This window comes from Aquimarina atlantica (assembly GCF_000626715.1).
In the GTDB taxonomy this organism is placed as follows: Bacteria; Bacteroidota; Bacteroidia; order Flavobacteriales; family Flavobacteriaceae; genus Aquimarina; species Aquimarina atlantica.
This window is the reverse complement of sequence record NZ_AQRA01000007.1, coordinates 152987-168065: the sequence shown is the minus strand read 5'-3', so window position 1 is coordinate 168065 and position 15079 is coordinate 152987. Positions and strand designations below refer to the sequence as shown.

Here is a 15079-nt window from a genome sequence, read left to right as displayed (position 1 = left end):
TTTGCTCAATCAGATCATATTGCACATATCAAAACCCGTTTTTTATTGCTTTACTTTTTATCATCCATATTAGACGTATTGATCGCAGCTCTTAGTCTGGTTAAAGGCCAGAAAATAAAAAAACGAATACATGAAGATTAAATCTATCTATTACATAATTCTGCTACTATGTTTTGGTAAAACAATACATGCTCAAAACGAAAAAGCTAAAAAGGTAACTCATGATTTTGAGTTAGAATTAGAAGGAGAATATCGCTATTTCTATAATGATGCTCTTTTTGAAGATCAGAAAGATCATTTTCCGTCTCTGGCAATACGACCAGAATACAAAGCCGACTGGAATGCCGGGTATGAAAGCATCAACTTTAAAGGTTTTTTTAGAGTAGATGTCGATGATGAGAGAACACATTGGGATATACGGGAGCTATATTATCAAAAGGCTAAAAAAAACTGGGAACTTAACCTTGGACTCAAAAAAGTCTATTGGGGTGTGGCCGAAAGTAATCATCTGGTAGATATCATTAATCAAACCGATGCTGTTGAAACCTTTGACGGTGAGGAAAAGCTTGGACAACCCATGGCTCAGTTTACATGGATCACTGAAAAATTCGGAACTTTTGATTTTTTTTACCTCCCCTACCATCGTAAACGTACTTTCTCTGGCAAAAAAGGGAGACTACGATTTCCGGTAGTAATTGATAAAGATGATCTTGGTTATGAAAGTGGTGCAAAAGAATGGAGACAGGATGTCGCTTTTCGATGGAAGCATTATTTTGATATTTTTGATATTGGTATCTCTCATTTTTATGGAACCGGTAGAGAACCTCTTTTTGTATTTGATACCACAGGAAATATCAATGCTTTTTATCCTGTGATACATCAAACCGGTCTTGATCTACAAATTACTCATAATGCTTTTCTATGGAAACTAGAATCTATTTATCGCTATGCAGATGCTCAGGATTTCTTTGCGATGGTAGCCGGTCTCGAATATACATTTTCGAATATTGATGGAAATGGACTTGATATAGGAATTTTGGGAGAGTATTTATATGATGAGCGAGACGAACTGACACTAAACGCATTGCAAAATGATATATTTTTCGGAAGTCGTATTGCTTTTAATGACACCCAGGACACATCAATACTAATCGGAGGAATTGCAGATTTAGAATCCAGCACTACTATTTTTAGTCTCGAAGCTTCAAGGCGTTTTGGTAGTAGCTGGACTGCAGCAGTTGAAGCTCGTATTTTTAATGAAATTGATGATAGTGAATTGATCTTATCTAATTTTAGAGAAGATAGTTTTTTTAGAATTTCTATTTCTAAATATTTCTAAAAAAACAACAACCATATCAATGAAAAAAGCCATCCCTAGTTAGCAGGATGGCTTTTATAAAAAGTTCAAAGCTTATCTATAATCAATTCTTAGTACAGGTAGTTTAAAGCAGTTCTGTCATAATTCGAAAACTCTCCATCTTCACCACCATCAAAACAAGAGATCATAATAGAATCTGTATCTAAACCACTTTGTCCCCACTGATTAGCTGTTGGAGTTCCAGGAATATGGATAGCTCCAATACCACCACCTCCTTCATTACTATTATCACATCTTCTTCGAGCATAATCAGTATGTCTGAATCCTAAACAGTGTCCCATTTCGTGACCCATTAAATGCTCCATAGCATTATTACTTATACTGTTACTACCTGCATTAATCTGAATCCACTTATATGGTCTTCCTCCACTAGGGAAACCTGCAGATCCTCCTGCACCCGAAGCACCGTTGTTATATACTACCATATCAGCACTAGTAGATGCCGCAAAAGATAGACTAAAACTTAGTGTATTATTTAATGCATTATAATTGTTAACAGCCCACTGAAGTCCTGTACGCATTTTACTGGTTAAAGCATATCCAGATCCTGTATACCCAATAATACTAATATTTCTATTACCACTAGATACAAGGTTATTTGTTCTGTATTGCTTGTTGCCATTCTCTATTTCTGCCAGTTTTTGTTCTGCCAGTTTATTAATTGCCAAAATAAGGTCGCTAGACTGTATAGCTTCTTCTACAGACCCATCTGGATGTTTTACTGTTACATATTCTGCTCCAGTAGCATTTACTCCTGCATCATGTAATGCCTGAATGTGAGCTTTTGAAACTTGTTCTGCAACAGTTTCTGGTTGTGTCTCATTAGAAACTTCTTTTTTTTCACAGGAAGTAGTAAATCCTGCAACGATAGCGCAAAACGCTAATACTTTGATTTTTTTCATTTTAATTAAGTTGAATTTGTGTAGTTATTAAAAACTAAAAATAGAGTAGTTATGCTCTATTTTAAATACAATTATGTAGAAAGCTTTGAACTTTTCTAAATTTTTGCGGTTTGAAGATATGATATTTTTTCGGAAAAATTAGTTAATTTTTTAAACTATTTGCTATAAATACGGTTAAACCGTAAGATTCTTCTAAAGAAAATGCAAAAAAGGTTGTTTTAAAATAACACAAAAAATCGATAAAATACACAATTCTTATACCACTTCAATATGTTAACAAGGTGTTAAAGCAAGAGGCAAATAGGGATGTTAAAGAAAACTTAATTAGATATCAAAAGCGCAAGATATAGAAAGTTTTTTCCTACATGTCATAAAGTTTAAGTTTTAAAAAATAATGTTTTAAATATTTAACAAAAATTAAAAAAACATATTCATATAAAACAAATTTAGAATCTCATCTATTTTTAGTGATAAAATTAAAGGCACAAAAAAAGTCCATAATATGGACTTATAATGTGATAAATAGAAAAATTTTGGTCTATATTCGATCAAACAATCTCTGCACTAAGACCTGCATCTAATAATTTAGAACATCGCGGTACTAATTCTTCATAAGCACCTGTTTTTACAGTACATTTTCCTTTATAGTGCACTAACATAGCACATTGCTCTGCTTGTACTGGTGTATGTTCACAAGTATAAATAAGAGTTTCTATAACATGATCAAAAGTATTTACATCATCATTATACAGAACAATCTCATTATTGCTTTGATCAACAGATTTTTCTAAAACTTCTTCTAAAACTTTCTCCTGGGTACTCATAAGGGGGTAATTGTTTTATGCAAATATAATAACTTAGAGTATTATATGCATTAATTAAAAGATTATTTTAACTCATAAGACGCTGCTATCCAATTATTTCTATTGAAATTTTCTATAAAATTAAGATGATTCTTTGTACATTCTTCTGTAATCATATCTAAATCTTCTTTATAAAACCCGCTCAAAAACAATTTACCCTTGGGATTTAAAGATTTTACATATTGTTCAATATCATTTAGCAATATGTTGCGATTGATATTAGCAATAATAACATCATAACTTTTTCCTGGTAAAAGTGAGGCATCACCCTCATACGCAGTAATATCCTCACAATCATTACGTTCTACATTTTCTACGGTATTCAAATAACACCAATTATCAATATCTATAGCATCTGTAGGTCCAGCACCTCTCATTTTTGCAAGAATTGCCAAGACCCCTGTGCCGCACCCCATGTCTAATACTGTTTTACCATTTAAGTCAGTTTTTAAAATATGTTGGATCATCATATGTGTAGTCTCATGATGCCCCGTACCAAAAGACATTTTGGGTTCTATAATAATATCATATTTTGTATTTGGTTTTTCATGAAAAGGCGCTCTTACGCTACAAATATCATCTACAACAATGGGATTAAAGTTCTTTTCCCATTCTTTGTTCCAGTTTATTTGCTCTATTTCTTCAATGGTATATTCTATATCAAACTCTCCAGAATTTAATACATAAACACCTTCCAAAATATGCTCTTTCCAATCTATACTTTGAATAAAAGCGTTAACTCCGTTTTCGGTTTCTACAAAGCTTTCAAATCCAGCGTATCCTAGTTCTGCAATTAGTATTTCTGTAGCTGGTTGTAGTGGTGAAACTTTAAAATAATACCCAATGTATTTTGTATTTGACATACTGATCTTTAATTATTCTACAAAGTTACTCTTTTACCTTAATGCTGGCACCAAAAGTAAGTCTTAAAAAAAGCACCCCATCTTACCACGAGGTGCTTTTATATATTTATTCTGTTAATTTTTAAATAGCATTTACTATTGCAGAAAAATTTTCTGCATCTAATGAAGCTCCTCCTATTAACCCGCCATCTACATCGGTTTTTGCAAAAATTTCCTGAGCATTATTAGGTTTTACACTTCCACCGTATAAAATAGAAACCTCATCGGCGGTTTCCTGATCATAGGTATTCGCTATAGTTTTTCTAATAAACGCGTGCATTTCCTGAGCTTGCTCTGGAGACGCAGTTTCTCCTGTTCCTATAGCCCAAACTGGCTCGTATGCAAGGATTACATTTTTCCAATTTGCCTTAGTAATATGAAAAAGACCATTTTTTAATTGCTGCTCTACAATAGAGAAATGATTATCACTTTTTCGATCTTGTAATTCTTCTCCAAAACAGAAAATTATTGTCATCTCATGTTGTAATGCCGTATTAACTTTATTAGCGAGTAATTGATCTGTTTCTCCAAAATAAGCTCTGCGCTCACTATGCCCCAAAATTACGGTCTCTACCCCAATACTTTTAAGCATATCTGCAGAAATTTCTCCTGTATAAGCACCATTTTCTGCTTCATGCATATTTTGTGCAGCAACAGTAATTCCTGAGGATTTTAAAACTTCAGTTGCACTATACAAATTAGTAAATGTAGGTGCTACAATAATTTCTACTTCAGACGATGCCTTAAGTTTGGTTGTTAACTCAGATAGCAATGTGTTGGTTTCTGCCAGATTCTTATTCATTTTCCAGTTTCCGGCTACAATTTTTTTTCTCATTAATTTAAAATTTATGTTTTTGGTTAATAGTGTGGTTATATATTACATTAGGAGTTATTAGCAACTTAAACCCTTATTCTGGGATCAAGCCATCCATAGATAATATCGACAAATATATTGATTAGTATAAACATAGTAGCTATCACCAATACGGCTCCCATTATGACAGGAAGATCTAGTGTATTAAGAGCATCTACAATCTCTTTACCTAATCCGTTCCATCCAAATATATATTCTACAAATACTGCTCCGGCCAGCATAGATGCAAACCATCCCGAAATTGCTGTAACAACTGGATTTAATGAGTTTTTCAACGCATGTCTTCTTATCATCTGAAACATCGAAAGTCCTTTTGCTTTTGCTGTTCGAATATAATCCTGTCCCATCACTTCGAGTAATGAATTACGCATGAGTTGAGAAACAACAGCAAGTGGTCGAATCCCCAATACAATAGCAGGGAGAATTAGGTTTTTCCATTGGATATAGCTTCCTTCTCCAAAGTCGTCTACTTCATATAAACTACCTGTCATATTTAAATTGGTAAACTCTTGTAACACATATCCAAACAACCAGGCAAAAATAATTGCACTAAAAAAAGAAGGAACGCTCATTCCTAAAGTACTTAATAATTGTATCATTTTATCTGGCCACTGGTCTTTGGTCAAAGCACCTATAATTCCTAATAAAATCCCTATAATAATGGCAATACATATAGCAGAGATTGCAAGAATTGCCGTATTAGGTAGTGTTTCTTTAATTACATCACTTACTTTTTTTCCGCTTTTTTGAAAAGATTCTCTTAAGTACGGAGATTTAAGAATAACGGCAACATTACTTATCTGAAATAACTCGTTTCCATTATATTTTTTAGTATCAAAAAACGAAAAATCATCAGGGTTTATACTGTGAAATGACACAGGAGAAAGATCATTTATATAATATAGGTATTGCTTTGATAACGGCTTATCAAAACCATATTTCTTTCTCACATTTTTTAACTGTTCTTCGGTTTCGTTTTGCCCGAGCATCATCTGAGCCGGATCACCAGGAAGAATTGTAAATAATAAAAAAATAACAGTCACCACTCCCAATAAAGTAAGCAAAGCATATCCTATTTTATTGATGAGATACCCTGCCATTATTGATTAGAGTTTTCTTTAATTTTTTTTACTTCTTCTAGTGTATACATTTTGTAAGGAACGCCAAAAAGACTTTCACTATATTCTTCTATTGTTTCAGTAAAACCGGCTTCTTTTCTTCTTTCATTTACAGATTCTGGATCTTTAATCGGCCATATCAAAGGAATTGGTGTTTTGCTATTAGAATTTAACGTCATCCCTTGCGTACCGTATATCTGTTCTAATCCTTGTTGCATTAGATGTCGATCTTCCATCATTGCTACCGATGTCATATCCAGTTCTCCTTTTTCTCCGGCTTCTTTTATAAGAGGTAAGTATGTTCCTATCTTATCAGAATGCTGAATTACTAACCAAGCAGCTATACTTGTTCCTTCGCCAACCAAAGTTTTACCAGGATACCCATACTTTTTAAAAACTTCTTCTATAAATATTGTATTGGTGCTATCTATTATTTTTTGCTCTTCCCAGGAAATTTCTTCAGAACTTCTTCCGTCCTGATCCAACTTCATAATACTATCTAACTGTGTTTTTAATAGTATATTAATCTTAGGCTTTGAAGGCTTTACCTTTTCTAAATTAAGTTTCTCTGCATCATTCCAGTGTAACTTTTTTATTATAGTTCCCTTTTTAAGCTTTACAATCCCTGGGTTAGATCTCAATATAGTTTTTAAGGCTGTTTCGTCTGTAGTATAAAAATCAAAATCCAGACCATGTTGTTGTTGTACTTGTGCTATATCTTTTGGTGTAGAAGCTGTAAGACCAATCACATCATATCCTTGAGATTTAGCTTTATTAGTTATTTCTTTAACAGCATAAAAACCTTCTGCTTCACTTTTAGATAAGTTATACGCTACTATTAAAATCAAGTTTTCTTTTTCAAGAAATTCTGATGTATAATCTATATCATTTTTTTCTATTGCAAAGTCATGAATTGGAGGTTCATACCCTTCATCTACTGTTTTGGTTTCGACTTCGATAAATTTACCGTCTACTTTGGGATAATCTCCACTTGTGGTAATAATTTTCTCCTCTCCGTTAACATTAAATTTCCAGTGATAAGCAAACTCTGCTTTTGGGGCTCCTTCTGGCACTTCCATCCCCTCCTGGATGTTGACTCCTTCTTTATAGGCTCTAAAATCAAAGGCTGGTAAATGCATTAAAACATAATATGCAAATGCTAAACAAGCCGTAAAAGTTGCAAAAACAATCCATTTATGCGCCGCAAGAGGTTTAACTGGTGTTATATATTTTCTTCCAAAGAACAATATCAATATTAAAACCAATAAAATCACATCTTTGGTAAAGGATTCCCAGGGTGTTAACGGTAATGCATCGCCAAAACATCCGCAATCTGTAACTTTATTAAAATACGCCGAATAAAAGGTAAGAAACGTAAAAAAGGCTATCATTAATAACAATGACCATACTGTAAACTTTGGCAAGTACCCTAATAACAATGTAATACCTAATACGATTTCAAAAATCACCAAAAAAATTGCTATTAATAGAGCAAAGGGAATTAAAAATTCTAAGTTTAATACACCTTCACCAAAATACTCTTGAAGCTTATATGAAAACCCAACAGGGTCATTAAGCTTTATAAATCCCGAAAACAGAAAAAGTGCTGCTACAAATATTCTTGAGAAAGAAACCAATATTTTCATCTACCTATATATTTATTTTTTCAAAAAGCCAATAGAACTAATGTAACCACTATTTTTGATTACCTGTTCTTTATATATCGACCATAATATTTTAGTATAATTTGCACAAGATAATACGATTAACTCTTGTTCTTTTTAGTTTAACAGTATTTTATATATCTATTTATTTGCTTCGCCTAAATGAATCATAGCAAATACTGCATAATTAATCATGTCCTGATAGTTTGCATCAATACCCTCGCTTACCAACGTTTTCCCTTTATTGTCCTCTATCTGTTTTACTCTAAGTAATTTCTGAATGATAAGATCTGTAAGAGAACTCACTCGTAAATCACGCCAGGCTTCTCCATAATCATGGTTTTTATTCATCATTAATTCTTTGGTAATTTTAATATGCTTATCATACAACGCAACTGCTTCTTCTGAAGACAAATCGGGTTGTTCTGCAACTCCTTTCTCTAGTTGTATCAAAGCCATTAAACAATAATTAATAATTCCTATAAATTCTGAAACTTCACCTTCATTTACCTTACGCACTTCATTTTCCTGAAGGCTTCTAATGCGTTGTGCTTTAATAAAAATCTGATCGGTTAAAGATGGTAATCTTAGAATTCTCCACGCACTGCCATAATCTATCATTTTTTGATTAAATAAATTTCGACAATTACTAATTATGGTATCATATTGTGTGGATGTATCTTGCATAAAACTGTTGAATTTTGCGTAAATTTCGCTTTAATATGGGAATTAAAAAAATCATATCTCAAGTTTAAAAATAAAAAAACCGAAATGTGACCTCACAATTCTATAAATTTTAATCAAAATACAAGCTTACCGCATAAAACAATAATCATAAACAAACGAAATCCCAAAAATGACAATCAATTGTAAAGGCTCATTAATCGATTTATCTACTCCAAAAGTAATGGGTATTCTTAACCTTACTCCTGATTCTTTTTATGATGGAGGAAAATATAAAAATGAAAACGAGATCATAAAGCAAGCAGGACAAATGCTTATCGATGGTGCTTCGTTTATTGATTTAGGTGCCTATTCCTCAAGGCCACATGCAGACCATATTTCTATTGAAGAAGAAGAAAAAAGAATCCTGCCTATAGTATCATTGTTACTCAAAGAATTTCCTGAAATCTTATTATCCATTGATACATTTAGAAGTGAAATTGCAAAAGCGTGTATTGAAGCTGGAGCCGCATTAATTAATGATATTTCTGCCGGAAACCTGGATAAAAACATGATTCCAACAGTTGGTACATTAGGAGTACCATACATCATGATGCATATGAAAGGAACTCCGCAAACCATGAAATCATTAAATCAATATGATAATCTAATTCATGAAATGAATATATATTTTGCAGAAAAGATTGCCGAAGCAAAAAAATATGGTGTAAATGATATGATTATTGATCCTGGGTTTGGTTTTGCTAAAGACACTGATCAGAATTTCGATCTTTTAAGAAATCTAAAACTATTAGAAGTACATAATTTACCTATACTAGCCGGAGTTTCTCGAAAATCTATGATATACAAAACACTAAATATCACTCCGCAAGAAGCACTAAATGGCACAACATCTCTTAATACTATTGCCTTGCTTAATGGAGCCTCGATTTTAAGAGTACATGATGTTAAAGAAGCTGTAGAGTGTGTTCATCTGGTAGGTGCTTATAGATAATTTAACATAGCTACACACAGGTAGCCAGCTACCGTGGGTATTTTTTTGACCATCGGTATCCTAAACACGTTCCTCGCAGTAGTACTATTAATCCTCGTAATATGATAAAGCGTTCTTCAAGACCTCACAGGTTTTTAAGACCTGTGAGGTCTAATTGGATTCCGATATACATCGGGATTAGTTCAACCAGTTATTTTGAATACGCTGTTTTATACAGCTTTTCAAAACAAGGTTTCACTAATTTTTCTATTTTTACAAAAACACCAGACATTTGGATTTAATAAACCTAAGAATATTAGATATACTTGATATTGTACTTGTTGCCTTATTATTGTACTATATCTATAAGTTAGTTAAAGGTACTGCAGCTATCAATATTTTTATAGGAATAGTTATGATTTATCTGGTCTGGAAACTTACTCAATTCCTTGCTATGGAAATGTTGAGTAGTGTTTTGGGTGAATTTATTGGTGTTGGAATGTTTGCCTTGATTGTAGTTTTTCAGCAAGAAATCCGAAAATTCCTTTTAATGATTGGTTCTACTAATTTTGGAAGAAGGCGTAAATTTCTCAGGCAATTAAAATTTATTAGAGACACACCCGAAGATAGTGTTACCAATGTTACCGCAATTGTAAATGCTTGTAGCGAAATGGCAAAAACTCACACGGGGGCACTTATTGTTATTAAAAGAAATACATCTCTGGATTTTGTTAAGACATCGGGAGATGCTATGGATGTCCTTGTAAATACCCCTATAATCGAAAGTATATTTTATAAAAACAGTCCTCTTCATGACGGTGCCATGATTATAGAAGATAATAGTATAGTAGCCACCCGAGTCATTTTACCAGTTACCAATGATAATAACATGCCTTTACGTTTTGGACTAAGGCATCGTGCTGCAGTAGGTATTAGTGAAAAAACTGATGCTTTAGCTCTTGTTGTAAGTGAAGAAACTGGTAAATTATCATATATCAAAAATGGGGAATTTGTGATATTTAAAACAGAAGAAGAGTTAATAGAAAAAATAAAAAGGGATTTAGTTTAATGAATAATTTAATTAATATTACCAATTGCAAAAATTGTGGACAACAGATCGAAAGCCATAATTTTTGTCCTGATTGCGGTGCAAAAAAGATTACAAAACGAATTACTTTTAAAAATCTCATTTCAGAATTTGTTGACCGTTTTCTTAATTTGGATAACTCATTCATTAAAACATTTACTCATTTATTCACAAAACCAGAAGAAGTAATCGATGGTTATATTCATGGACTTAGAAAACGATATGTAAATGCTTTTGGATATTTTGCTATTACCATAACGATTACAGGATTTTATTCTTTTATAGTAAAAGACAGGTTAAAAGAAATTATGCAGTTTGACGATAATTTTACTGCACAGCAAGCTGAAATACAAAGCTCAATATTTGACACTACAACCCAATACCAGTCTATGCTAAGTTTTTTGATGATCCCTTTACTAGCTATGTTATCCCGACTGGTTTTTTTAAATTATAAAAAGTATAATTTAACAGAGCATTTTGTAATCTACCTATATGGCTACTCACATATTGTGGGAGTTATGACATTCGTTTTACTACCATTAACTTTTATGGTAGATAGTTTCATGATTGTAGGCTTGATACAGTTCCCGGTATACATAGTTTATATGGCCTATGTTTTAAAGAGACTTTATCAAATTAGCCTGAAGAAAATTCTGATCAAAACACTACTGTTTCTTATCTATGGCGGAATTCTATATATTATTATAGGGTTAGTAATTTTTCTACTATTAGTTTTATCAGGAAAAGTAGAAATCCCTACCAAATAAAATCAACAAACGGTTTATTCGGTTGCATCTGCAAATTGCACTTCGTATAAATTTCTGTAATATCCATTTTCGATTTGAAGTAATTCGTTATGGTTACCTTGTTCTACAATTTTACCTTGATCCATTACTATAATTTTATCTGCTTTTTTAATGGTCGCTAATCGATGGGCAATAACAATAGAGGTTCTTCCTTTGGTAATTTTGTTTGTTGCGTTTTGAATCAATTGTTCGCTATGCGAATCTATCGATGATGTAGCTTCATCTAGCACCAAAATACCAGGATTAGTAACATAAGCTCTTAAAAAAGAAATAAGCTGCCGTTGCCCAGAAGAAAGCATAGCACCTCTTTCTTTTACATTATAATGGTATCCGTCTGGAAGACTCATAATAAAATCATGAATTCCTATCTCTTTTGCAGCTTGATACACTTGTTCTTCGAGAATCTCTTCATTATTTAAAGTAATATTATTGAAAATCGTATCTGCAAATAAAAACACATCCTGAAGCACCACTGCAATATGGCTACGTAATGATTTTAACTCAATAGTTTTAACATCGACATCATCGATAGAAATTACTCCACTGTCTATTTCATAAAACCTGCTGAGCAAATTAATAATGGTAGATTTTCCTGCTCCAGTTGCTCCTACTATTGCTACAGTCTCCCCCGCTTCAACATTAAAAGAGATTCCTTTTAATACTTCTTCATTTTCGATATAACTAAATCGCACTTCATCAAATGTAATTTTACCTTTTATCTTTTCTAATAACTGTACACCGTTATTCTCGATCTTAGAATCCGTATCCAAAATAGCAAACACACGATTAGCAGCTACCATCCCCATCTGTAGTGTATTGAATTTATCTGCTATCTGCCGTAAAGGTCTAAACAAAATCTGAGAGAGCTGAATAAATGCAATAACCAGTCCCAGAGTGATCTCATCTCCTTGTGCAGCTTTTAATCCTCCAAACCAAACAATCAATCCTATGGTTATAGAGCTAGACATCTCTGCAATAGGAAAAAATATAGAATTATACCAGACCGTTTTTATCCAACCTTTTTTATGTTTTTCATTAATTGCTTTAAAATTAGAATATTCGATTTCTTCTCTTGTAAACAATTGAACGATCTTCATTCCGGTAATTCGCTCCTGTACAAACGAATTAAGATTAGAAACCTGGGTTCTTACTTCCTCAAAAGCTACTTTCATCTTTTGCTGAAAAATTCGCGTAGCATACACAACCAAAGGCAATACAACAAATACCAGTAATGCAAGTTGCCAACTCTGGTAGAGCATATAACATAAGATTGCTAGCATTTTTAACAAATCACTTATAATCATAAACAACCCCTGGCTAAAAATGCTGGCTATAGTTTCGATATCACTTACGGCTCGAGTCACCAATCTACCTACAGCAGACTGATCGTAATATTGTTTTTTAAAACCAAGCATATGCTTAAACAACTTCACCCTAATATCCCGAATTACCTCTTGTCCCAACCAGTTAGCAAAATAAATAAACAAGAATTGGGTAATCACATCCAGAAACAAAACCCCTAGCATTAGGCAAATAAAATAAATTAATAACTCACCATCTTTAGGAATAATAGTTCTGTCTATTGTTTCTCTAAGTAAATAAGGATTAACAATAGACAAGATAGCCAACAAAATAGCCGAAAAACCCACAAAATAAAAAGTTAGCCGGTAAGGATTAGTATATGTAATCAACCGTCTGAAAAGTTTAAAATCAAAAGCTTTACCACTCTTTTCTGCCATCTATATATTGTATATATCATTAGGATATGTTACAGCTGTTAAGTAAAGCCCATGAGCAGGAACCGAATATCCAGCCTGACTCCGATCTTCACTTTTAATAATAGCTATTAAATCCTCATTATTTAATTTATGTTCTCCAATCTCGATAAGTGTCCCCACAATTGCTCTAACCATATTTCTAAGAAAACGATTGGCCGAAATCTTAAAAACTAATTGATTACCATGATTTTCCCAGGTTGCATTTGTGATTGTACAATTATACGTCTTTACATCGGTTTTGGACTTACTAAAGCATTTAAAATTAGTGTAGTTTAACAGTAATTTAGCAGCTTCATTCATTAAATCCACATCCAATGGTTTCTTAAAATAATAAGATTTATGAATACTAAAAGGATCTTTTATTAATGTAACATGATATTCATATGACCTGCTTACTGCATCAAACCTGGCATGAGCATTTTGATGTACACGACGTATATTCTGAATTGCAATTTCTGCGGGTAAAATTGCATTAAGTTTATATTTAAATTGATCTGTATCCAATATATCTCTACAATCAAAATGAGCCATAATTTGTTTTGCATGAACACCAGCATCTGTTCTTCCTGCTCCAACCACATCAATTTTATCACGTAAAATAGTAGATAACGAATCTTCAAGAACTTCCTGTACAGAAGTTGCATTAGGTTGTCGTTGCCATCCGTGATATGGAGTTCCGTTATATGAAAGTTCTAAAAAATATTTCATTATACTCGCATCTATTATTTTCAATACAATTTCTTTACTTCGATTCTGTAGCTTATTTCAACAATATTATATTTTTGTATAAAAACTAAGCGCAAATATACTTTATAAAACAGAGATAGGGGTTATGGTTTAGTTCCTGTTTTTCTATTGCGCAATAACTCAATTTTATTATTCAATTTTGAAAAAAATACTTCTACTTAGCGACACCCATAGTTATATTGATTCCCGCATATTACATTATGTTAATGAAGCCGACGAAATTTGGCATGCTGGAGATATAGGTGACCTTAAAGTAACCGATGCTATCGAAGCGCTAAAACCTCTTAGAGCCGTATACGGAAATATCGATGATGATAAAGCTCGTGCCACCTATCCTTTACACCAAAGATTTAATTGCGAAGGAGTCTCTGTATGGATCACTCATATAGGAGGATACCCCCCAAAGTACAATATAAACACTCGAGATGAGATTAAATCAAACCCTCCTCAATTATTTATCTGCGGTCATTCACATATTCTAAAAGTAATACCCGATAAAAAAAATGGAGTATTACATATGAATCCTGGGGCAGCTGGCAAACATGGGTTTCATAAGGTAAGAACGATGCTTAGGTTTACACTGGACTCTGGTAACATCGAAAATCTAGAAGTGATCGAATTAGGAAAAAAATAAAACCCGGAGTTGGCATACTCCGGGTTTTAACGCACTAATACTACTAAGATTTTAGGTTTATCGTAATCGGTCTACAGATTTTACAAGATTCTCATCCTTCTTAATAGCCTTATTGGCCATTACTAATAAAACGATAGAAATAACAGGAATGATCATCCCAATACCTTTCTCTGAAACCTGAGTTTCTCCAGATACCGTTAGTGACCAATAAACAAATACTCCTAGTAAAATAAAGTTTAATAAGATATTGATACGCCCCAATACAAATTGAAGCTTTCTATTTTTAAATAAAAAAATCGAAATCAGAGATAAAATCGCTGATCCCAAAAACATTCCTAAAAGAAATAATTCTCCTTTAGCATAAAGTGCCACACCATTAGCATCTATCCCGTAAGGTAAATACATACAAAGCCCTCCAGAAACTGCAGCAGCTAATAAAAGGTATATGGTTTGAATTCGTTGTAACATTTTTTTTTTTCCTTAGAGAAAAGCAAAAATAAGAGTTTCTTTTTATAAATATGTGTAAAAAATTAAAAATAAAGTCGTATACTTGCAGCACAAAACCTGTAACCTTCTCAACTAAGGTTACTTACCTTCGAAAATAAAATTTTCCTGGATTTCTTCTTTAGAAAATTTATACCTAAAACGTAAAATTATATAACAAATATA

At 32.7% G+C, this 15079-nt stretch carries 15 protein-coding genes; 5 read left to right on the top strand and 10 right to left on the bottom strand.

Features of this window, described 5'->3' with window-relative positions; all coding sequences use genetic code 11:
• The first annotated feature begins 130 nt into the window (after positions 1–130).
• Entirely contained in the window at positions 131–1339 is a 1209-nt protein-coding gene (locus ATO12_RS16795) for a hypothetical protein (RefSeq protein WP_034243946.1), read from the top strand.
• An 89-nt stretch (positions 1340–1428) separates the two neighbouring features.
• On the opposite strand, the gene ATO12_RS16790 is transcribed toward ATO12_RS16795, so the two are convergent.
• The 7 genes from ATO12_RS16790 to ATO12_RS16760 form a co-directional block, all read right to left on the bottom strand.
• Positions 1429–2280 (bottom strand): M57 family metalloprotease, encoded by an 852-nt coding sequence (locus ATO12_RS16790; RefSeq protein WP_034243944.1) that lies wholly within the window; start codon positions 2278–2280, stop codon positions 1429–1431.
• A gap of 548 nt (positions 2281–2828) precedes the next feature.
• Positions 2829–3104 (bottom strand): ATP-dependent Clp protease adaptor ClpS, encoded by a 276-nt coding sequence (locus tag ATO12_RS16785; protein ID WP_034243941.1) that lies wholly within the window; start codon positions 3102–3104, stop codon positions 2829–2831.
• Positions 3105–3166: 62 nt separating this feature from the next.
• Positions 3167–4006 carry a 50S ribosomal protein L11 methyltransferase gene (gene prmA, locus ATO12_RS16780; protein ID WP_034243939.1) on the bottom strand — a complete coding sequence of 280 codons (840 nt, stop codon included), beginning with the start codon at positions 4004–4006 and terminating at the stop codon, positions 3167–3169.
• A gap of 121 nt (positions 4007–4127) precedes the next feature.
• On the bottom strand, positions 4128–4880 hold the full coding sequence (gene tpiA, locus ATO12_RS16775; protein ID WP_034243937.1) for a triose-phosphate isomerase: 753 nt from the start codon (positions 4878–4880) through the stop codon (positions 4128–4130).
• A gap of 65 nt (positions 4881–4945) precedes the next feature.
• On the bottom strand, positions 4946–6019 hold the full coding sequence (locus ATO12_RS16770; protein WP_034243929.1) for an ABC transporter permease: 1074 nt from the start codon (positions 6017–6019) through the stop codon (positions 4946–4948).
• Positions 6019–7683, bottom strand: a complete 1665-nt coding sequence (locus ATO12_RS16765; protein ID WP_034243926.1) for a BT_3928 family protein — start codon at positions 7681–7683, stop codon at positions 6019–6021. The genes ATO12_RS16770 and ATO12_RS16765 overlap by 1 nt, the downstream gene beginning before the upstream one ends.
• A gap of 159 nt (positions 7684–7842) precedes the next feature.
• A complete protein-coding gene (locus tag ATO12_RS16760) occupies positions 7843–8388 on the bottom strand; it encodes a DUF1599 domain-containing protein (RefSeq protein WP_034243924.1) in 546 nt (181 codons plus the stop codon).
• Between the two features lie 169 nt (positions 8389–8557).
• Here ATO12_RS16760 and folP point away from each other — a divergent pair, with 169 nt between their 5' ends.
• From folP to ATO12_RS16745, 3 genes are all read left to right on the top strand, one after another.
• The gene (gene folP, locus ATO12_RS16755) at positions 8558–9379 is read left to right on the top strand and encodes a dihydropteroate synthase (protein WP_034243917.1); all 822 of its coding nucleotides are present in this window, start codon (positions 8558–8560) and stop codon (positions 9377–9379) included.
• Between the two features lie 271 nt (positions 9380–9650).
• Positions 9651–10427, top strand: coding sequence for a diadenylate cyclase CdaA (gene cdaA, locus ATO12_RS16750; RefSeq protein ID WP_034243915.1), 777 nt, complete (start codon positions 9651–9653; stop codon positions 10425–10427).
• Positions 10427–11212 carry a DUF3667 domain-containing protein gene (locus ATO12_RS16745; RefSeq protein WP_051575901.1) on the top strand — a complete coding sequence of 262 codons (786 nt, stop codon included), beginning with the start codon at positions 10427–10429 and terminating at the stop codon, positions 11210–11212. Before cdaA ends, ATO12_RS16745 begins: the two co-directional genes overlap by 1 nt.
• Before the next feature lie 14 nt (positions 11213–11226).
• Here the strand turns inward: ATO12_RS16745 and ATO12_RS16740 are convergent, their stop codons facing one another.
• Positions 11227–12990 carry an ABC transporter ATP-binding protein gene (locus ATO12_RS16740; protein WP_034243914.1) on the bottom strand — a complete coding sequence of 588 codons (1764 nt, stop codon included), beginning with the start codon at positions 12988–12990 and terminating at the stop codon, positions 11227–11229.
• On the bottom strand, positions 12991–13737 hold the full coding sequence (gene truA / locus ATO12_RS16735; RefSeq protein ID WP_034243912.1) for a tRNA pseudouridine(38-40) synthase TruA: 747 nt from the start codon (positions 13735–13737) through the stop codon (positions 12991–12993).
• 178 nt (positions 13738–13915) lie between these two features.
• Here truA and ATO12_RS16730 point away from each other — a divergent pair, with 178 nt between their 5' ends.
• A complete protein-coding gene (locus ATO12_RS16730; RefSeq protein ID WP_034243905.1) occupies positions 13916–14410 on the top strand; it encodes a metallophosphoesterase family protein in 495 nt (164 codons plus the stop codon).
• A gap of 57 nt (positions 14411–14467) precedes the next feature.
• Here the strand turns inward: ATO12_RS16730 and ATO12_RS16725 are convergent, their stop codons facing one another.
• Entirely contained in the window at positions 14468–14878 is a 411-nt protein-coding gene (locus tag ATO12_RS16725) for a DUF4293 domain-containing protein (RefSeq protein ID WP_034243903.1), read from the bottom strand.
• Positions 14879–15079: the final 201 nt, after the last annotated feature.

Coding starts and splice junctions, on each gene's coding strand:
- prmA (WP_034243939.1), bottom strand. CDS start 4,006: ATGTCAAATACAAAATACATTGGGTATTATTTTAAAGTTTCACCACTA.
- ATO12_RS16765 (WP_034243926.1), bottom strand. CDS start 7,683: ATGAAAATATTGGTTTCTTTCTCAAGAATATTTGTAGCAGCACTTTTT.
- ATO12_RS16745 (WP_051575901.1), top strand. CDS start 10,427: ATGAATAATTTAATTAATATTACCAATTGCAAAAATTGTGGACAACAG.
- ATO12_RS16790 (WP_034243944.1), bottom strand. CDS start 2,280: ATGAAAAAAATCAAAGTATTAGCGTTTTGCGCTATCGTTGCAGGATTT.
- ATO12_RS16795 (WP_034243946.1), top strand. CDS start 131: ATGAAGATTAAATCTATCTATTACATAATTCTGCTACTATGTTTTGGT.
- folP (WP_034243917.1), top strand. CDS start 8,558: ATGACAATCAATTGTAAAGGCTCATTAATCGATTTATCTACTCCAAAA.
- ATO12_RS16740 (WP_034243914.1), bottom strand. CDS start 12,990: ATGGCAGAAAAGAGTGGTAAAGCTTTTGATTTTAAACTTTTCAGACGG.
- ATO12_RS16725 (WP_034243903.1), bottom strand. CDS start 14,878: ATGTTACAACGAATTCAAACCATATACCTTTTATTAGCTGCTGCAGTT.
- ATO12_RS16760 (WP_034243924.1), bottom strand. CDS start 8,388: ATGCAAGATACATCCACACAATATGATACCATAATTAGTAATTGTCGA.
- tpiA (WP_034243937.1), bottom strand. CDS start 4,880: ATGAGAAAAAAAATTGTAGCCGGAAACTGGAAAATGAATAAGAATCTG.
- ATO12_RS16785 (WP_034243941.1), bottom strand. CDS start 3,104: ATGAGTACCCAGGAGAAAGTTTTAGAAGAAGTTTTAGAAAAATCTGTT.
- truA (WP_034243912.1), bottom strand. CDS start 13,737: ATGAAATATTTTTTAGAACTTTCATATAACGGAACTCCATATCACGGA.
- ATO12_RS16770 (WP_034243929.1), bottom strand. CDS start 6,019: ATGGCAGGGTATCTCATCAATAAAATAGGATATGCTTTGCTTACTTTA.